The sequence below is a fragment of the Occallatibacter riparius genome, assembly GCF_025264625.1.
Lineage (GTDB): Bacteria > Acidobacteriota > Terriglobia > Terriglobales > Acidobacteriaceae > Telmatobacter > Telmatobacter riparius.
This window is the reverse complement of the sequence record NZ_CP093313.1, coordinates 1,653,963-1,673,497: the sequence shown is the minus strand read 5'-3', so window position 1 is coordinate 1,673,497 and position 19,535 is coordinate 1,653,963. Positions and strand designations below refer to the sequence as shown.

The following is a 19,535-nucleotide window of genomic DNA, read 5'->3' as shown; positions in this document are numbered from 1 at the left end:
AGTACTCCTGGGAGGGCCGCCGGGCTATCTTGGTTCGCGTCCCGGCCCGTACAATTGAGACATTCCCACCTGTGGTGCCATGCAGAGTAGAACCCGTCAATATCCAATCGCCCTGGCCTTCGTTATCCTTACAAGCTTCGCGCCGCTCGTTTGCGGGCAGAAGCAGACCGCGTCTCCTATCAAGTTTGAGTTGAAGCCGCTGCCGTTCAAGCTGGAGACGGACGAGAGCCAATCACGCAATGCGCCGGAGACGATGGGCGGCGGTGTTGCGGTTTTCGACTATAACGGCGATGGCAAGCCGGACATTTTCTTCGCCAATGGCGCCGATCTGGAGACGATGAAGAAGACGTCGGCGAAGTATTCCGACCGGCTGTTCCGGAACAACGGCGACGGGACGTTCACCGATGTGACGGAGCAGGCGGGGCTGGCGGGAACAGGGTTCGACGTGGGCGCGGCGGTGGGCGACTACGACAACGATGGGCATCCTGACCTGTTTGTGACGGGCGTGCGCGGCAGTCATCTGTATCACAACAACGGCAATGGAACGTTTTCGGACGTGACGAAGCAAGCGGGGCTCGATCAGTTCAACGATCCGGAGTTTGGGCCGCTGTGGGCCGTGGCCGCGGCGTGGGTGGACATGAATAACGACGGCAAGCTGGACTTGTTCGTCGCCAACTACCTGCAATGGAAGTTCGACAAGAAACCGCTGTGCGTGGTGGACAGCGGGCCGGAGTATTGCCATCCGCGCTTTTATAAGGGCTTGCCGGATCAGCTTTTCCTGAACCAGGGGAACGGCACGTTCAAGGATGTGTCGAAGGAGTGGGGCCTGCGGGAGCACGTGGGCAAGGGCATGGGCGTGGGCATTGCCGATTATGACCTGGACGGCAAGCCGGACGTGTTCGTGACCAATGACGGCGAGTACGACTTCCTGTTCCACAACCTGGGGAACAAGTTCGACGAGGTTTCGTTCCAGACCAATACGGCGCTGCCGGAAGAGGGCGCGTTCATTTCGGGGATGGGCCTGGATTTCCGCGACTTCAACAACGATGAGTATCCCGACATTGTTTACGTGGCGCTGAACCGGCAGACATTTCCGATCTTGCAGAACACGGGCAAGGGTGAGTTCAGGGAAGTGACGTCGCCGAGCGGGATGGGCAAGATCAGCATGGGCATGGCGGGCTTTGGGCCGGCGCTGTATGACTTCGACAACGACGGCTGGAAGGATTTGCTGGTGACTCGCGGGCACGTGTCGGCGACGCGGCCGCCGGGGGCGCAGGTGAAGCAGCCAAATACGGTGTTCCGCAACGTGAAGGGCAATACGTGGGTGCCGCTGACGGAAGAGGCGGGTTTCACGGAGGCGACGGCGTCGCGGCATCGCGGGTGCGGGATGGGGGATTTCGACGGCGACGGGAAGATGGACTTTGTGGCGACCTCGATGGATCTGCCGGCGGAGCTGTGGATGAACCGAAGCGCGAACGCGGGGCACTGGCTTGATATCGCTCTGCAAGGCGTGAAGAGCAATCGCGATGGGATCGGGGCGCGGATCAAGGTGGTGTCGCCAAGCGTGACGCAGTACAACCACCAGACGTCGAGCGTGTGCTACGCGTCGTCGAGCCTGGGGCCGGTGCACTTCGGGCTGGGGTCGGATGCGAAGGCGACGTCAGTGGAGATCACGTGGCCGAGCGGGATCACGCAGAAGCTGGAGAATGTGCCGGCGGATCAGACGCTGAAGGTGGTTGAGGCGGTTCCGGCTACGAAGTGACAGAGTGGCATAGTTGCAAAGTGGCAGAGGGACTGAAGGTGTGCCCCTTTTATTTACTACTTAGTAAATAGATGTAGATATGACTAAGGGCGTTTTGGGCAGGGATATCCTGTGTGGCGTTTGGGCGTGGGGTGAAGCGGCGATCGATCTGCTTGGTTGTGGTCCTCATTTCGCGAGTTGCCGGCACCTGCGGTGCGGCCACTGCGCCTTTGCGCCATCGTTGCCAGGGGTGGGGTACTACCTTTTCTCACAAAAGCAGCAAGTCAGCGCGCTGCGCGCGAGCGAGTCAGCGGGTGTGTGCCTGGGGGGGAGGGGGTGTCTTCTTCCAGGGAGTCAGGGGCACCTGGTCGATGGGTTTGCCGGCGAGGATCCGTTCGAGCATGACCTGGACGTGTTCCGTCAAATCATCCTTTGGGGAGGGCGCCTTCGGTGCTGGTTTGGGTTTTTGCGGTTGTAAGTTGTTGAGTGCGCTAGAGGGCGCAGGGGAGGGGGGTGCCTGCGGCGCGGGCACCTGCGGTGCGGCCACTGCGGCTTCGCCGCCCTTCGTGCCTAGGACGCCATTCGTGGTCAGGGGGGAGGGGGTGGGGGTGCTTTCCTCCTTCTTCGCGCGGTCCTGTTTTTGAGTGCGGGCTTCTTTTTCGGCGTGGAGGCGGGCGCGGCGGGAGGTGATGGCGATCTGGGCGGCATACAGCAGTTTGGTGGCGTGAGAGGGATCGATGGCGCCGATGGCGAGTCCCTGGGCGACACAGGCGATGAAGGCGTCGACGTTGTCAGGGGTGGAGAGCCAGGGGAGGGCCTTGCGGTAGGCTTTTCCGGCGTAGTCGCGCTCCCAGACGCCGGGATCGATGGGATCCTTGCAGTTTTTGCGGGCGAGGGCTTCGCGCCAGGCATTGACGCAGCGTTGAACGGCGGAATTGATGGTAATTTCGTCAGGCTGAGGCACAGGAGTATTCCTTTAAGATGACAATTTTTTGGGCAAAATAAAATGCCCGCCGGATTGGTGTCCGGCGGGCACTGTTTTTGCTCCTATTAATAGGCTAGCAAATTGGAAGAGTAATCGGCAATTAGTTTTCCACATTTTGGAGTGAGTGGATTCATGGGGTTAGGTATGTTTTCCACATGCGCGGGGCTTGACAACGATTTCGGGACGGGTTCTGCCGGGGAGCAAAAGCGGCTTCTTCAACCCATTCAGAATGACAAAGAACCTCTCAACAGCAGATTCCCTCCGGGAATGACAGAAAGAAAGGCTAGTGCAAAGGCCAGGGCTCGGTAGGGTTGGGTGGTCTCCCACCCTAGCAGAGCTAGGATGGGGCACCCATTTCCGAGCGGGAATGCGCGGGTGGCGCGTTACTGGTTGGTGGCCTGGGTGCCTGGGGCCAGGACTAGGTCCTGGCGGTCGGCGGTGACTACCTTCTGATAGAAGTCGCGGAGGGGGGTGTACTGAACGGGGGCGAGCCAGGTGAAGCCGCGGGCGAGGACGCGGGTGCTGGTGACGGAGTTTCCTTCGATTTTGGCCTTGGACTGATAGGCGGCGTCCTGCTCGAGCTTGGCGGAGGCGTCCTCGGGCTTGCCTTCAAGGCTGAATCCGGCGGGAAGGACGTAGGTGATCTGGTCCTGCTCCTGCTCGGGGTAGTGGACGTCGACGGGGCTGATGCGGGAGTCGTCAGCGGGGTAGGGGTTGGCTTCGCGGGCACGGAAGAAGTTGCGCGGCAGGACGAGGCGGCTGCCGGCCTGGGAGGCAGGTTTGCCCGAGACGGAGACAATGGCGAGAAGCTGCTTGTTGGGGTCGTCGACGTTGACGAGGTGGTCGACTTTGGCCTGAACGCCCTCGGGGACCTGGGTGGCGAGGCGGCGGTTGATTTCGTCGCGGGCGGCATCAGGGCCGTTGCTGACAGCGATCTGGCGGAGGTAGAGGGCCTGCTGGCCGATGTAAGCGGTCTTGAGCGAGCCGGAGACGGAGCCCTGCGCGGTAACGGCGAGATTTCCGATGTGGATCACGGCGTTTTCAGTGATGCTCTGCTCGGGGGTGATGACGGTTTCGATCTTGGAACCGTTCATGACCAGTCCACCGGCGGCCGAGTGGGCCCAGTGGAGGGTGGCGAAGGGGGCCATTTTGGCGCCGGGGTCGACGGTGACCTCTTTGTCGCCCAGGTTCATGGTGATCACGACGGAGTCGAGCTGGCTGGGATCGCGGAACTGCGGCGAGAAGATGCGCTGGCTGCGGCTGGCGATGCGCTCGGGACGGGGGTTCAGGCCGGCGATGCGGGCGAGGGCGAGGTAAAGGTAGGCGATCTGGTTGCTGGCGCCCTTCTTGTCGATGAGGACCCGTTCGACACTGCCGGCGGGGATCCAGCCGCTGCCGAGGCCTGGCTCTCCGGTGGTGCTGAAGTCTGTGTTTTCGATTTTGGCGGTGATGTCGTAGAGCTTTTTGGCCTTGTCGAGGTCATTGTCAACGCCGGTTACGGCTTCTTTGACGGTGCTTTTGAGGAGGTTGGTGGGCTCGATGTACTGGTTGAGCTTCTTGTTCCAGTAGCTCATGTCTTTGCGCCAGAACTCCTTCTCGTCGGGTGTGGCGACGTAGTAGAAGGCGACGCGGTAGGCGCGTCCTTCAAGCGGAGGGCTAAAGGGCTCGAGGGGCGCGGCGGGGATGTCAGTGAGGTCGAGCGAGTAGAGGCCGGAAGCCTCGGATTTGACGGTAGCGTGAGCGGGGAGAATGGCAGCGTTTTCGAGATCGGTCATGATCTCGCTGTGGTAGTCGAGGAGGCTGCTGTTCTGGACGCCGGCGGCGCCGAGCTTGTTGCGGAAGGGCGAGAACTGCTCGTCGGGGGTGAAGGTGAAGCGCGCGTGATGGGTGAAGAAGGGCTTCTGGATCTGCCAGTCAACGGCGCCTTCGAAGCGGTCGTAGCGGACCTGGTAGCGGTACTCGATGATGCTGCCGACTTCGACGGAGGGGAGGGTGAAGGTGACTTCGTTGACCTGGTTTTTGCCGCGCTTGATTTTGAGCAGGTCGGAGGGGGTTCCGGTGAGGGGGACGATGGTGCCGTCGGGGTGGATGGTGCGGCCTTCGATGGCGGCGATGTCGGTTTTGACATCAAAGGAGTCGATGTCATTGGGGCGGTCTTCGCCGGAGTGGTTCACGTTGGGGGCGTCCCAGTGATTGGCGGTGCCGGAACCCATGCGGCTGGAGTTATCGCCAGATGCGTGGAAGACGAAGTTCTTGAGATAGGGGATGTGGACGGTGGCCGCTTCCGTGCCTTTTTCCGTGAGGACCTTGATGCGGGCATAGACGGTAGAGAAGTGGTGCGGGTCGTCGGTGACTTCGACGCGGTCGAGGTAGACGGCGTCGGCTCCGGGAGCTTTGGGATCGGAGGTCATCTTCAGCTCTTCCGGGGTGGGGGGCGCGAACTGGGCGTGGGCGGCAACTGTAAGCGAAGTTCCCAACAAGGCGAGCGAAAAACATGCGGCTGGATGAAAGCGCATAAGGCAGTCTCCCGAGGTAATCCTGAGCAGGCTCTAGTTATAGGTACGTAGGAACAGCCTGGAGGAGTTTCACGCAATTTTACCTCCACCTGCGGGCACCTGCGGTGCGGCCACCTGCGGGCACCTGCGGTGGGGCCAACTGCGCCACCTGCGGTGGGGCCAACTGCGCCTTCGGCGGTGGGGCCAACTGCGCCTTCGGCGCCAGTCTCCGCTGGGGTGGGGCTGCGGATGGGGCCTCGCGACAGAAAGAAGTCGCGAGGGAGGTGTGCTGGAACGTGCGGCCGGCTGGGTGAGGAGTGTGGTCTCCCACCCATGCGACAAAAACAAAGACGTCGCATGGATGGGGCACCCGGCATCTCGGCTGGGCTAAAGAAAGTGATGTTGGGGTCGTGTATTCTTCAGGCGGAGATTCAAGTACATGAGTAGCCTGTGTAGTCCCGGCATGAAATGCCTGCTATTGGCTGCCTGCCTGGGATTCGCGGGAACGGCGCACGCGGTGTGTAACGGTCCCCAGGCGATGGTGGCGAAGATGCGGGCGCAGCCGAATGTTGCAAACGCCGCCGCGCTGGGCAACTGGTATGCCAGCCATGAGCAGTTTCCCTGTGCAATCGAGACCTTTCGAGCGGGCCTGAAGACGGATGCGGGCTCTGGGCAGTTGCATTATCTGCTGGGGCTCGCGCTGGTGGCGTCGAAGCAGCCGGGGCAGGCGCTGCCGGAGCTCGAGAAGTCGGCGGAGCTTGCGCCGGCTCAGTTGAAGCCGCATCTGCTGCTTGCGTCGCTGTATGAGGATGCTGGCAAGCCGGAAGATGCAGAGCGTGAGTGGCGGAAGGCCATTGCGATCGATCCGAAGTCGGAGGAAGCGCTGGAGGGGATCACGGGGATCCTGATGCAGCGGCAGGATTATGCGGGCGTGATCCAGGTGCTGCAGGGCGCGCCGCGGACGGAGAACCTGTCGATTGCATTGGCGCGGGCGTTTGGGCTGCTGAACTATCCAGATCAGGCGGAGAAGGTGCTGAACGAGGCACTGAAGGAGCATCCGGGGTCGCTGTCGTTGCAGAAGGCAATGCTGGTGGTGCTGGTGAGACAGCGGAACTATGAGGGAGCGATTCGGCTGGCGAAGCAAATGAGCGACAGCCATCCGGAAGATGTGGACGCGGAGCTGGAATACTTCCGGTTGCTGGTGTTGCAGAACCACGTGGACGAGGCGGTTGCGCTGGGTCCGAAGCTGTTGGCAGCGCGGCCGAAGGACCCGGAGGTGCTGTTCCTGAACGGGCTGGCGCGTCGGGCCGCGGGTGACAACGCGCAGTCGAAGACGTATCTGGAGCAGGCGGTGGCGCTGCAGCCGGACTCGATGAAATCGCATTATGAGCTGGGAAACACGCTGGTGCTTCTGAGGGAGTGGGCGGAGGCCAAGACGGAGCTGGAGAAGGCGATTGCGATGGGCGCGTCGGACCCGGAGGTGCATTTCGCATTGGCGAAGGCGCTGCGCGGGGTCGGGGAGACGGACCGCGCGACGGAGGAGACGAAGAAGTTCCAGCAGATCAAGAAGGACCAGGAGACGCAGCTGGAGGCGGCGGAATCGGTTGCGCAGGGAGATACGGCGCTCGATGCCGGCAAGGCCAGCGAGGCCGTTGCGCACTACAAAGAGGCGCTGGAGCAGCAGCCCGACAATGCCAATTACCACTACAAGCTGGCGATCGCGCTGAGCCAGTCGGGAGAGGGTGCCGGGGAGAGGCAGGAGCTGGAGAAGGCGATTGCTCTGGATGCGAGGCTGCCGGGGGCACAGAATGCGCTAGGAGTTCTATTGAGCCAGACCGGGGATGCGGACGAGGCTGTGAAGCATTTCCAGCAGGCCGTGCAGGGGGCTCCGGGTTGGCCGGAGGCGTGGATCAACCTGGCGGCGGAGCTGGCGGTAACGCGGCGTTTCCGCGAGGCGAAGCAGGCGGTGGCTAAGGCTCTGGAACTGGATCCGAAGAACCAGCAGGCGCGGGAACTGAGCGACCAGCTGGCGCGGGATCCGGCGGCGCAGTAGCCGCCTGCGGTGGGGCCACTGCGGCTTCGCCGCCATTCTCGGCCGGGTTGGCGCTTGGGCTTTACTTCACGACAGGAAAAGTCGCGAAGGGTAGGTGCCGAGGAAGATTGCCAATCGTGCTGCTGGTTGGGTTCGTGGTCTCCCAGGTCCCAACAGCGGGGACCTGGGGCACCATTTTCGTGCTTGATTGCGGGTTTTGTGTTTTGGATGGGAGAATTGAACGCAATTCCAAGCCGTCATGATGAAGTCGTCCGTTCTTCCCTGGTCTCGTCGTAAGGTGCTCCGCAGCATACCCGCATTGTGCGGGTCGGCGGCTTTTGGGCGGGTGCTGGCGGAGCAAGCGAAGCCGCCGGAGCATCCTGCGGCAGCGGCCGCTGAGGCAAAGGCAAAGGCGAAGCCGTTTTCCACGTTCACCGATGTTGCGAAGCAGGCGGGGCTGACGGCCACGATGTACTACGGCGTGCCCGAGGCCGTGACCTACATCGTGGAGGAGATGGGCGGCGGGTGCGCGTTCTTCGACTACGACAACGATGGGTGGATGGACATCTTCATGGTGGGCGGGAGGACGCTGGATGGGATTCCCGAGGGCGCATCGAACCGGCTCTGGAAGAACAATCGGGACGGCACGTTTAAGGACGTTACGAAGGAAGCGGGATTGTGGGACGCGGGCTGGGGCGTGGGCGTATGCGTGGGCGACTTCAACAACGACGGCTACGAAGACCTGTTCATCACGTATTACGGGCAGAACAAGCTGTATAAGAACAACGGCAACGGGACGTTCACCGACATCACGGAGAAGGCGGGGCTGAAGCACGAGGGAGTGCGCTTCGGGACCGGCTGCACGTGGCTGGATTACAACAAGGACGGGCTGCTGGACCTGTTCGTCTCGAACTACGTTGATGTGGATCTGGCGCACCTGGCGAAGCCGTCGCTCGAGGTTCCCAACTGCAACTACGAGGGGGTTCCGGTGGCGTGCGGGCCGAAGGGGCTGAAGCCGCCGCTGCATGCGTTGTATAGGAACAATGGGGACGGGACGTTTACGGATGTGTCGAAGGAGTCGGGGATTGCGTCGCTGCGCGGCTCGTACGGTCTGACGGCGGTGACGTTCGACGCGGACGACGATGGTTGGCCGGACATCTTCGTAGCGTGCGACACGACGCCGAGCCTGCTGCTGCTGAACAATCACGATGGCACATTCCGCGAGGATGGCTTGCTGCGTGGGGTTGCGGTGAGTCCGCAGGGGACGGCGCAGGCGGGGATGGGCATCGCGCTCGGCGATTACGACTTGGACGGCCGGCTCGACATTGTGAAGACGCATTTCCAACTGCAGGCGACGGGGCTTTATCACAATATTGGCAAGGGCGAATGGGAGGAGACCGCCAACGAGGCGGGGATCGCGGGCGAACGCCGTTATGTGAGCTGGGGCGTGGCGATGCAGGACCTGGACAATGACGGATATCCGGACCTGTTCTGGGTGACGGGCAACGTGTATGCAGAGGTGGAGAGGATGAATCCGAAGTTCGCCTACGCCGGGCCACGGATACTATTCCGCAACCGGGGCGACGGTACGTTCGAGCAGATCACGAGTGGAGCGGGGGAGGATGTGAACGCGCGGCATGTAAGCCGCGGGTGCGCGTTCGGGGATTTCGACAACGATGGCGATGTCGACATGGTGATCATGAACCAGCACGAGGCTCCGACGCTGCTGCGCAACGACTGCCCCAAGGAGAATCACTGGATCAAGGTGCGGCTGGAAGGCACAAAGAGTAATCGGAGCGCGATTGGCGCGCGGGTGCTGGTGCGGTATGGGAACAAGGTACAGGCGCAGGCTGTGCTGAGCCAGGCGAGTTACGCATCGAGCAACGACCCGCGGTTGCATTTCGGACTGGGACCGGAAACCGCGGCGGATATAGAGATTCAATGGCCTTCAGGGGCGGTGGAGAAGTACCCGAAACAGGGGGCAAACCGGCTGGTGACGATCGTCGAGGGGAAGGGTATAGTGCCGGGGCGGGCATTCACCGTTTCGTAACTTGCACAAAAGATCGATTTGTGATTGCTGAAAAACGCTGCGGAGAGTGCCCGCAAACGTTTTCTTTTGTGCATATTAGACCAGTTTAGTCCTAAATAAAGGTAACTAAAATTGCGTTGCCTTTTCAGCAACTTACAGGAGTGTTTGGCTGACAGGTAACCAGAGTCGGTTCCTGACGTGTGCCGAAATGCCACGAAACCGTTTTAGTTACGGTGAAATGCGAAAAAACAACTTGCCGGTGATGTATGGAACGTGATATCGGTACCGGAGATCAAAAATAAGGCTTCCGGGTGTAGTGAAAACAAAAATCCCGGAACGATTGTGTTTGCCGCTAGCAGGACCTGTCACAGTAACCGGAGACATTCAGGAGGCTTACCAGATGTACCAAACCGACACAGTTGGATCACCAAGATCCACGATGTCCAACTGGTTGCGGCGAAGCGTATGGCTGCTTATGGCAGTTGTTCTTTCGTCGTTTACCTTGCTTAACGCGCAACAACTCACCGGTACGTTAACCGGTATCGCAGCCGATCAGACGGATGCCCGTGTTCCGGGCGCAACCGTTGTGGTGAAGAACGATGCCACCGGCGACACTCGTACCACGAAAGCAGACAGCTCAGGATTCTGGTCTGTCACGGCTCTGATTCCTGGCACCTACACCGTTACGGTCTCTGCCAAGGGATTCACTTCCTGGGAGATGAACGGGATCACGCTGAACCAGGGCGATAGCCGTACGGTTCCTCAAATCCACATGAAGGTGGGTTCGGAGACCGCGGAAGTGACGGTCATCTCCGGATCCGATGCGGAAGTTCCGGTAGATACCGCGGAAGTCAGCGCCACTCTGAATAACGAGCTGGTGGATTCCGCCGTCCTGACGGGCCGCAATGCAGCCGAGCTGATCAAGATGATGCCCGGCGTGGCATTCAGCAACGGCGGCGGCGTCGGCGGTTACAACGCCCAGGTCACGGGCACGAACAACGGACCGGCGGGAAGCTTCTCCGCTAACGGCACGCAGCCTTATGGCTCGACGGCTGTGATTCTGGACGGCGCGAACCTGATCGATCCGGGTAATGCCGGCACGCAGATCGCGAACATCAACCAGGACATGACCGACAGCGTAAAGTATCTGTCGGCCTCCTATGGCGCGGAATACGCGAAGGGTCCTGCAGTTCTGCAGGCCTTCTCGAAGAGTGGCGGCCAGAAGTATCACGGCGAAGCCTATCTGTATGCCCGCAACACCTCTGCCGGATATGCCAATGACTGGAACGCAAAGTTCCAGGCCATCTCTGGCGGCAACAAGCCCAAGCTCAACCCGCAGGACTTCTACTACATCGGCGGCAACGTCGGTGGTCCGATCTCGTTCCTGGGTTTCAACAAGAACAAGGACAAGCTGTTCTTCTGGGCCGGCTACGAGTACATGATCCAGCACCCCTGGAGCAACGCGGTACAGATGAACGTGCCCACGGATGCTCAGCGCGCTGGCGACTTCACCAACCCGGGCATTCCGGCCGGCGTGTACAACGCGGCTGACGGTTCGGGCCGCTATCCGTTCCAATACGAGCTGCCCTGCGGCTCAGACAACGGCTGGCAAGGCTGCAACAAGAGCAACTCGCCCTGGGTCGGCGGCGACACCGCGACGTTCCAGCACCTCGACAAGTACTTCGATCCGCGCGGCGCGTCGATCACGAATCTGCTTCCGCATGCGAACCAGACGCCGAACTCGGCTAACGGCTGGAACAACTACGCCTTCTCTCCGGCCACTCCTCAGAATCGCTGGGAAGTGACGGGCAAGGTGACCTACGCGTTCAACGACAACAACAAGCTGTGGGGCTCCTACGCTCTGCAGAAGGAAACTGACGATCACCCGCTGTCGATCTGGTGGGCACCCACCTGGACAGTTCCGTACCCCGGCCAGCCGACGGGTAAGGAAACGGCGGACGTCTACCTGGTCAACTACACGCACGTGTTCAGCCCGACCACCACGAACGAAGTTGTCTTCTCGTACTCGAAGTTCGTGAACAACAACTCCTTCAAGAATCCGAAGGGCGCCAGCCGTACGACCGCTGGATTCCCCCTGCAGAGCGTGTTCGGCGATCCGAAGAACGATCAGCTACCGAACTTCCATGGCGGCTGGGATGTAGGTACGCCGTGGATCGACCTGCAGGACTTTAACAGCGGCATCTATGGCAAGGGCACGTTCGGAAAGACTGCGAAGGCTCCTGCTATCTCGGACACCTTCACCAAGATCGTGAAGACCCACTCGCTGAAGGCCGGCTTCTACTGGGATACGGAAGAGAACCTTCAGGCAAACGGCTCGCCCACGCAGGGCACATTCTCGGTCGATCGCTGGGGCGGAAGCTCCACGAGCAACGAGACGATGGACCGCCTGCTGGGCCGCATCAGCGACTACACCGAACAGAACAACGACAAGATTCCTGACTTCAAGTTCCACCAGTGGTCAATTTGGGGACAGGATTCCTGGAAGCTCAACAGCAAGCTGACGCTGAACCTGGGACTTCGTGCCGATCACATGGGTCAGTGGTACAACACGCTGGGTGATGCTCAGGTCTGGAATCCGGCCACGTATGATAACGGCGCGAATCCGGCTCCGAACACCGGCCTCTCGTGGCACGCCAACCTCTCCAGCATTCCGAGTTCCGGCTGGAAGAGCCCGTTGTTCTTCTACAACCCGCGTCTCGGCTTTGCCTATGACTTCTTCGGAACCGGCAAGACGGTTATCCGCGGCGGCTTCGGCACCTACCGTTACCAGGTATCCAGCAACGATGCCACGGGCCCGATGAATGGACCCATGGGTTCGTTCGGCTTCTCCACCGGCAGCACAGGTGTGGGCGGCCTTTACAGCTATGACATCCAGGGTGGTCTTGTGTACACGCAGGATCCGCATAGCTGGGCTCATGGATCTGCGGCGACCACGAAACAGCTGACCATTCCGCAGGGCCTGAACCAGGTCGGCGTGGACGGCCTCAGCGCCTTCAAGATGGGCGACGACAAGGAACCCTTCGCGAACACCTATAGCTTCGGTGTCGCGCAGGCCCTGCCTTCGCACACGGTGATGGAAGTTTCGTACGTTGGCAGCGCCAGCCGTAATCAGCTTCTCAACGGCGGCAACGGACACATCTCTGATGCCAACCCCATCGCCCTTGGTTCCTACTACGGGCCGGATCCAACCAACGGCCTCTACTACAATCCGAGCCCCGCGGCTCCCGGCGTGACCGGCGTCAGCGGCGACCTGCATGCGCGGCATTACCAGCCTCTGGCAAACTACGGCCACATCTGGATCCAGACTCACGGCGGGTATGCGAACTACAACTCGCTGCAAGTTTCGGCCCAGAAGCAGTCGGGCAACCTGTACCTCTTCACGAACTTCACGTTCGGTAAGGTGCTGGGTACCCGCGACGGCTCCACCAGCAACGGAAACGGCAACGGACCGGTGGTCAATCCATTCGACATTGACAGCAACTACGGCCCGCTGCAGTACGACCACACGAAGATCTTCAACTTCTCTGCCAGCTACAAGCTGCCGAAGCCGGTCCACAATAACGCGCTTCTCGGCATGGTTGTGAACGGTTGGCAGCTGACCACCTACACCTCTTACCAGGATGGCTCGCCCTACCAGGCGACCAATCAGAACATGAACGTTCAGTACCAGCCCAAGGCCGGCGAGTATTACACGCTGCCCTTCCCGGCCGGCGCGAAGATCATGGGTAAGGACTCGAACAATAACCCGGTCCCGGCCCCGGCCACCACGCAGAGCGTGAGCTGGGCTACCTGGTTCGGTACTGACCAGACTGTCCAGGGCGTTCAGCCGGTCCTGGTTTGCGACCCCCGCAAGGGTCTCAAGAGTGGCCAGTACTTCAACCCGAACTGCTTTGTGGCGCCTCTGCCTCCGACGGCAGACACAACCGGACAGATGGGTCAGATTATCTGGCCTTACATCCGGACGCCGCACTACTTCAACAGCGACCTGGCTGTGTTCAAGGCTTTCCGCATGACGGACACCCAGCGAATCGAAATCCGCATTTCGGCGACCAACTGGCTTAACCACCCGAACGCGGCCTTCGGTATCAACGGAAGCGCTGACAACCAGCTCCAGTTCACGGGCGTCAGCAGCGGGTCCGGCCTGGTACACAACCACAACACTGACACTACTGGTATCCCGTCTGCCAAGCAGGGCTACCGCTGGATGCAGTTCGCAGCCAAGTACTACTTCTAATCAACGAGAAGAAGTACGTTTCGAGGGGATGGCTTCGGCCATCCCCTTTTTCTTTGTGCGGGGGCATGGGCCGGAGCATGATTCGCGATTGCGGGCCGCTGCGAGTTGACCGGTTCACGGGACGAATGGTGTCTTCGTGGCCGATTCTCTTCATGAACGCGTCTACACTGAGTCGCGCGGATCACACTCTAACGCTCCCGAACTTCGCTAGCAGAGGCCCACGCAGGGTCATTGATCCACGGTGTCTGTTGATCGCGAGTGAGTTCAGGCGGTCAGGATGAGGAGGTGCGAGAGCTGCGTTCATCTAATGTTGGCGCGGTGATGGAGCGCGGTGCTTGAGCTATTGCGAAGGGGGCTGAGCGGTGCGGGGGCCGTGGCTCTGCTGGACCTGCTGCAGCCTTTTAACCACGTCGCGCTCGCGCTGACCGTCGTCGGGGCGATGGAGTTTGTAGTACAGGGCCGCGAGATCGACGTGGGGGTCAAGCCAATCGGGATCGGATTTTACAAGGTCCTCAAGGATGGAGAGTGCCTGGGTCGTGTCGCCCTGCATGTTGCGAAGGCGCGCGACTTCGAGGCGGGCGAGGGGGTGCTGCGGCTGAATGCTGAGGGCGAGTTCAAGCAAGGGACGGGCGCTGTCGAGGTCGTGATCGTCGAAGCGAATGATGCCGAGATATAAGTTAGCGGTGAAGTCGGAGGGGTCCTGACGCAGGGCTACCTGGAATTCGCGGACCGCCTCCTCGATATTGCCGTTGGCATAGAACGACTGTCCGACCAGGGTATGGACACCCGGAAAGGACGGATTGGCCTCCAGTGCGTGACGGGCATCGGTAAGGGATTCCTTGAATTGTTTTAGTTCGAAGCGCGCGGAGGCGGCCAGCATCCACACGTCGGCGGCGTGGCGAGCGGCTGCAACCTTCTCGACGCGGGCCAGCCCATCGGCGGGGCGACCAGACATCATGAGTGCGTATCCGAGGGCGTATTGAATGTCGAGGTTGCTTTCATGGCCCTTCTCCAGAGGAGTGAGAAGCGCAACAGTGTCAGTTTCACGGTGGAGTTTGTTGAAGGTGAAGGCGAGCAAGACGGCGGCATTCACGTCGTCTGGATGTGCTGCGTGAACGGCTTCGAACTCCCGCCGGGCCTGCGGGAGGTCGCCCTTGCGGTAATAGGCAACGCCGAGGCCGGTGCGTAGTTCGGGATTGTTGGGTGCCGATTGCAGGGCGTGCCGATCGACATCGATCGCGCCGTCGAAATCGCCAGCGGCGGTGAGCGCGGTTCCTAGCCCGATCTGCGCTTCGACGAGGTCGGGCTGAAGGGCGAGAGCTCTACGGAAATCCTGAATGGCGATCTTCAGGTCGCCCTTCTGCTGGGCTGCGGTTGCGGCCTGCAACAAATCCTTTGGGGACGGTGAAGCTTGCGCGGAGGCGTTCTGTGCTGAGCCGTTCTGGGCGGCGGTGGCGCAGAACACGGGGGTGAGGACCCAGAGGAGGGCGGAGGGCTTCATCAGCGCGACGGCCCCTGGTTCTGTTCCTTGGCTTCGAGCTGCTGCACGATGTCGCGCTCGCGCTTGCCGTCGTCGGGGCGGTGGAGCTTGTAGTAGAGGGCGGCAAGCTCGATGTGGGGGTCGATCCAGTTGGGGTCGGCCTTCTCAAGTTCCTCGAGCATGGCGGCAGCCTCGGCGTACTTGCCGGTCATGCTGTTGAGCTTGGCCCACTGGAGGCGGGCCTGGGGCAACTGCGGAGCGAGCTCATACGCTGTTTGAAGGAGCGGGCGCGCGCCGTCGAGATCGCGATCCTTGAGGCGCATAGTGCCGAGGTAGAGGTTGGCCATCAGATCGCGCGGATCCTGGCGCAGAGCGGCTTCGAAGGCGGGCAGGGCCGCGGCGGTATCGCCCAGGGCATCGCGGGCTTGTCCGGCGAGGGTTTGGGCACCGGGGAAGTTGGGATCGATGTTGAGGGCTTCGTCCAGATCGGCGCGCGCTTCTTTAAACTCGCGGCGATGCAAGCGGGCCGCGCCGGCGATTACGTAGGCATCGACTGAGTGGGTTGCGGCAGCGGATTTCTCGAGGCGGGGGAGCCCTTCGGGTTTCCCTGCTTCGACGAGGGCGTAGCCGAGGACATACTCGAAATCCATGTTGCTTTCCTGCCCGGGCTCAAGAGGAAGCAGGAGGGCGACGGCCTCGGCGGCGCGGCCAAGCTTGACGTTGGAGTAGCCGAGCAGCATGGCGGCGTTAACGTCGCTGGGGCGTGCTGCGACGACCTTGGCGAACTCCTGCTGTGCGTGCTGCCAGTCGCCCTTTTTGTAATAGGCGAGGCCAAGGTTCATGCGCACGCCGGTTTTGTCGGGCGCGTTCTCGAGGGCGCGGGAGTCTTCGCGGATGGCTCCGTCAAGGTCGCCTGCGGCAGAAAGGGCAGCGCCGAGGTTAGCGCGGGCCTCGCCCATGTCGGGCTTGATGGCGAGGGCTTTGCGATAGTCTTCGATGGCGGATTTGAGGTCGCCGCGCTGCTGCTCGGCGATCGCTTTGCGGAGGAGGTCATCGGCAGTTGCAGCGGCCTGACATGGAGCCAGGGGAGCCCCGGCGGCGGCCACAAGGCACAGCGACAACGACAGCGAAGACCTGGAAAGCATTTACTCCAGATTAAAGCAAAAGAGACAAAGGCGGGCTGGGTTGGGTTTGTGCTTTCCTACCCTTGCGGCAGAAAGACGCCGCAAGGATGGGGCACGGAGCTTTTATTGGCGATCGAGGCATTCTCCCCGCCCTAGCAAGCTAGGACGGGGCACCCGAGGCTAGTTCTTCTGGGGTTCGATTTCCTTGAAGTCGACCATCCGCATGTTGGAGCCGAAGCGTTTGTAGTCGCGGAACTCGATTGTATTCAGGGCCATGGAGTGCTTGCCCTTGGTGATGCGCATTTCGGCGGTGACGGGCAGCAGGTAATCGTGCTCATTGATGACGGCGTAATCGTAGTCCACACGCAGGCTGGAGGCGCTGGTGTAGAAGCCTTTGGGCAGTTCCTTCGGCAGGTCGGCGATGAGGGTGATGCGGCGGACACTGCGCGTAGCACTGTCGATGAACACCTGGCCGTGGAAACCCGCGATGACTTCGAGGCCGTTGGTGCCGACTACGCCGAACTTTGAGTTGGAGCGATCGACGGTGTAGTTGAAGACCTGTACGGGTGCGCCCTTCAACTCGTCGGTCTCCTTCCACTCGAAGCGGGTCTTCGAGGTGGGCGCGAATACGGATTTGAGCACGCCTCCGAACTCACCGGAGGAGAGCGAGCCCTTCATGGCGTTGTGGCTGACGTTGCTGGTCTCGCCGTTGACTTCGATGGTGGTGCGGGACTCCTGCTTGTCGCGGTAACGCAGAAGCTCAACGATGGAGTCTTTTAATTTCCAGTTGCCCACGCCACTTGCATCGACCGAGCGGTTGGTGACTTCGATACACATGAAGTTGGGCAGCGACTCGTTGTAGCTGAGAGCGCGCTCGCGAGCGTCCTCAATGAGAAGCGCGGAATCATGCGGAGAGAGCGGCGTGACGGGATTCTTAGTGGCGGTAATGGTGAGTTGACCCGGGATGTTGACCTCGGGCGGAGCGGCGATCGCGGTTACTTCAGACTCGCTAGATTTCGCGGCGACGGGGGAGTCCGTGCCTGCTACAGAGAAAGCGAGGGTCTGCTCGGCGGTTTTACCTGACTGCGAGAAGTAGGCCCTTACCTCGTAATGGCCGGGAGCGACTGCGCCCGAGCCGAAGCTGGCCAGGTACGGTACGGCGATTTGTCCCGCATTCATATTGAGCGGCAACGGAATGCGGCGGCCTGCGCGGCCATCGTGGATGACCTGCATCTCGAGCGTGCCGGATTCGCTCGATGCCGGGTCAGGGTGAACCATGAAGAACATGGAGATGCCCTTGGCGCCCTCGGGAAGTTCGCCCGTGACGTTTGGCGTGACGATGCTGTGCTCATAGCGCAGTGGGTTGATTGCGTCCTCTTCGATATCGGGAACGTTGTTAAGCTTTCGGACCAGGACCATGTCGCTTACGGCGAGGGACTTGCTCTGGTCAGCGATTTCGAATGTGGAGCGCTTCGCGCCCGTCTTGCCGCTGAGGCGGTCGGTTATGGCTACTTCAAGCGTGTACTTGCCGGGGGCCGCGACGAAGTGGCGCTCGAAAGAGAATGAGGAAGAGGGATTGCGATCGAGCGTTTCAAGTGCGCCGCGCCGGGTGATGTCGTCGCCGAAGTGATCGATGACTGTGCCGGCCTCGTCCTTGATCTGGGCAAAGAGCGCTACCTGGGCCGAGAAGAGGTTTGTGTGCGCGTCTTCTTTCACCTGCAATGCGGAGTAGGGGACCTCGACGACAAGCGAGCTGGTGTTGCCGTCGGGCATCTCGCCGAAACGGAGCACGGTGGTGTGGAAGGCTACGTCGGAAGGCAGAGTGGCTTCAGAGAGAGACTTGATCAGAGGCACTTCGAAGGGGCGGATGCCCTCGTCCGTCCCGGGCGCGACCGCGAAGTATCCGGTCTTCGACTGTACGCGCAGTCCTGTGCGCAGCGGTTTCACAGAGATAGTGCGGAAGCTGCCGTCGTATTCCTTGATGGGCGGAATGTAGGTGGCTTCGTAGTAAGTGGAGAGGTCTTCCTCCAACTGAGCGAGGGCTTTCTTCAGATTGCCGGAGGCGTCGATGTAGATGCCGCCTGTTTCCGTGGAGAGCTGGGCCATGGGGCTTCTGGTGTCTCCGAATGGCGAGAAGGCAGGGCCCTGACGATGGAAGTCAATCATCATCTGGATGTCTTGCTTGGGGCCCCACACCGGGCCGTTTGGCCCAGGATCTCCCTGAATTCCGAAGCCGCTGGCCTGCTGCATGGGGACGGCCTGGGTGCCATGCGGGTCCACGGTGCGGGGGGCGGGATTGAACGCAGGGCCGGCGTTGAGCGTTGCGTTGGCGAGCTGATACTGACCGGCCTGATTGAGTGCGTCGAGATCGACGGTGTAGATGGTGACGCCGGCGCGGGTTGAATCCGCGGTGATGGTCTTGAGGCGCTGCTTGGCGGCTGAATCCATGACGACGTTGTGCGTGAAGTAGATGATGGCCTTGCGCTCGCCGAGCTTCTGCTGCGCGTGGACCAGCGCGAGCAGAGCATCAAGGTTGAGATATCCAGTCTTGTCCTGGAGACTCTTCTGGGATTCCTGCAATGCGGCGAAAAGGGTGTGTGCATACAGGCGTTCGGATGCGCTGAGATGCTTTCCAGTCGAATCGGCGCCATTGCGCGCCATGGCGATGAGTTCCTTTTCCTCATCGATGATGTGCTTCTTGCGGGCTTCTTCGGCGTGGTCGATGGTTACGTTGACGTCGTGGTTGCCGGTGGTTTCCAGGTGCTGGGCATTGCTTTCCGTAGCCAGGGAGATCGCCTCGCTCACGGCCTGACGATTTTCAGTAAACGGCTGGATGGCACGCAGGCGGCCGCGCACGTCGAGCACGGCAATGGAGGTGTTCTTGCTGGGAAGAACTTTCAGGATCTTTTCGGCAGCGTTGCGGGCGTTCTTTGCGGTGGGCCCGACGAAGGGATCGAAGACGAAAGAAATCAGATGGTGACGGACCGAGTCTCCGCGGACGAGGCGAAGGCCGGTGAGGGTCACGGGAGTGCCGTTGTCAGTGACGGTGAGCTCTTCGGGCTTCAGGTCGAGGATGAGCTTCTTGCCCTTGTCGTGCACGACCATATCGAGCGAGACTTCGTCGACGTTGGTGTGCAGCGTGAGGTCCTGCTGGGCGGGGACTTGCTCGCCGGTCTTCGGCGCGGGGGTGGACGCCGGAGTTGGCTGGGTGGCGGGTTGGGGAGGCGCCTGGGAGGCGGCGGAACGAACACCCAAGGTCAACAACAGGAGTGCAACAAGGGATTTGACGCCAGCAGAATGCAGGCGGCACAGAATCGTGCTCGTCTTTCCGAACATGCTTAAGGCCCTGATTTCCTTAGTTATCTGCAATATCAGCTTAGAGAAGCAGAGATAA

General features: G+C 61.0%; 9 protein-coding genes. 4 read left to right on the top strand and 5 right to left on the bottom strand.

Annotation, left to right across the window (positions count from 1 at the left end; genetic code table 11):
• The first annotated feature begins 79 nt into the window (after positions 1–79).
• Positions 80–1,762 (top strand): CRTAC1 family protein, encoded by a 1,683-nt coding sequence (locus MOP44_RS06590; protein ID WP_260795175.1) that lies wholly within the window; start codon positions 80–82, stop codon positions 1,760–1,762.
• Between the two features lie 286 nt (positions 1,763–2,048).
• Here MOP44_RS06590 and MOP44_RS06585 read toward each other — a convergent pair whose 3' ends face one another.
• The gene (locus MOP44_RS06585) at positions 2,049–2,705 is read right to left on the bottom strand and encodes a hypothetical protein (RefSeq protein ID WP_260795174.1); all 657 of its coding nucleotides are present in this window, start codon (positions 2,703–2,705) and stop codon (positions 2,049–2,051) included.
• Between the two features lie 404 nt (positions 2,706–3,109).
• Positions 3,110–5,242 (bottom strand): DUF3857 and transglutaminase domain-containing protein, encoded by a 2,133-nt coding sequence (locus tag MOP44_RS06580; protein ID WP_260795172.1) that lies wholly within the window; start codon positions 5,240–5,242, stop codon positions 3,110–3,112.
• 418 nt (positions 5,243–5,660) lie between these two features.
• Between MOP44_RS06580 and MOP44_RS06575 the strand changes: the two genes are divergently transcribed.
• From MOP44_RS06575 to MOP44_RS06565, 3 genes are all read left to right on the top strand, one after another.
• On the top strand, positions 5,661–7,274 hold the full coding sequence (locus MOP44_RS06575) for a tetratricopeptide repeat protein (protein ID WP_260795170.1): 1,614 nt from the start codon (positions 5,661–5,663) through the stop codon (positions 7,272–7,274).
• Between the two features lie 238 nt (positions 7,275–7,512).
• Complete coding sequence (locus MOP44_RS06570) at positions 7,513–9,303, top strand: CRTAC1 family protein (protein ID WP_260795168.1); 1,791 nt, start codon at positions 7,513–7,515, stop codon at positions 9,301–9,303.
• Between the two features lie 454 nt (positions 9,304–9,757).
• On the top strand, positions 9,758–13,537 hold the full coding sequence (locus MOP44_RS06565; protein WP_260795166.1) for a carboxypeptidase regulatory-like domain-containing protein: 3,780 nt from the start codon (positions 9,758–9,760) through the stop codon (positions 13,535–13,537).
• 340 nt (positions 13,538–13,877) lie between these two features.
• Here MOP44_RS06565 and MOP44_RS06560 read toward each other — a convergent pair whose 3' ends face one another.
• From MOP44_RS06560 to MOP44_RS06550, 3 genes are all read right to left on the bottom strand, one after another.
• A complete protein-coding gene (locus MOP44_RS06560; protein ID WP_260795165.1) occupies positions 13,878–15,038 on the bottom strand; it encodes a tetratricopeptide repeat protein in 1,161 nt (386 codons plus the stop codon).
• Positions 15,038–16,162: a tetratricopeptide repeat protein gene (locus MOP44_RS06555; protein ID WP_260795163.1), complete on the bottom strand. Its 1,125-nt coding sequence runs from the start codon at positions 16,160–16,162 to the stop codon at positions 15,038–15,040. Before MOP44_RS06555 ends, MOP44_RS06560 begins: the two co-directional genes overlap by 1 nt.
• A 159-nt stretch (positions 16,163–16,321) precedes the next feature.
• Complete coding sequence (locus MOP44_RS06550; protein WP_260795161.1) at positions 16,322–19,477, bottom strand: VWA domain-containing protein; 3,156 nt, start codon at positions 19,475–19,477, stop codon at positions 16,322–16,324.
• Positions 19,478–19,535 lie beyond the last annotated feature (58 nt).

What these genes read in the sequence shown, in the direction of transcription:
- MOP44_RS06590 (WP_260795175.1), top strand. Translation starts at nt 80, where the DNA reads ATGCAGAGTAGAACCCGTCAATATCCAATCGCCCTGGCCTTCGTTATC.
- MOP44_RS06580 (WP_260795172.1), bottom strand. Translation starts at nt 5,242, where the DNA reads ATGCGCTTTCATCCAGCCGCATGTTTTTCGCTCGCCTTGTTGGGAACT.
- MOP44_RS06575 (WP_260795170.1), top strand. Translation starts at nt 5,661, where the DNA reads ATGAGTAGCCTGTGTAGTCCCGGCATGAAATGCCTGCTATTGGCTGCC.
- MOP44_RS06570 (WP_260795168.1), top strand. Translation starts at nt 7,513, where the DNA reads ATGATGAAGTCGTCCGTTCTTCCCTGGTCTCGTCGTAAGGTGCTCCGC.
- MOP44_RS06565 (WP_260795166.1), top strand. Translation starts at nt 9,758, where the DNA reads ATGGCAGTTGTTCTTTCGTCGTTTACCTTGCTTAACGCGCAACAACTC.
- MOP44_RS06560 (WP_260795165.1), bottom strand. Translation starts at nt 15,038, where the DNA reads ATGAAGCCCTCCGCCCTCCTCTGGGTCCTCACCCCCGTGTTCTGCGCC.
- MOP44_RS06555 (WP_260795163.1), bottom strand. Translation starts at nt 16,162, where the DNA reads ATGCTTTCCAGGTCTTCGCTGTCGTTGTCGCTGTGCCTTGTGGCCGCC.
- MOP44_RS06550 (WP_260795161.1), bottom strand. Translation starts at nt 19,477, where the DNA reads ATGTTCGGAAAGACGAGCACGATTCTGTGCCGCCTGCATTCTGCTGGC.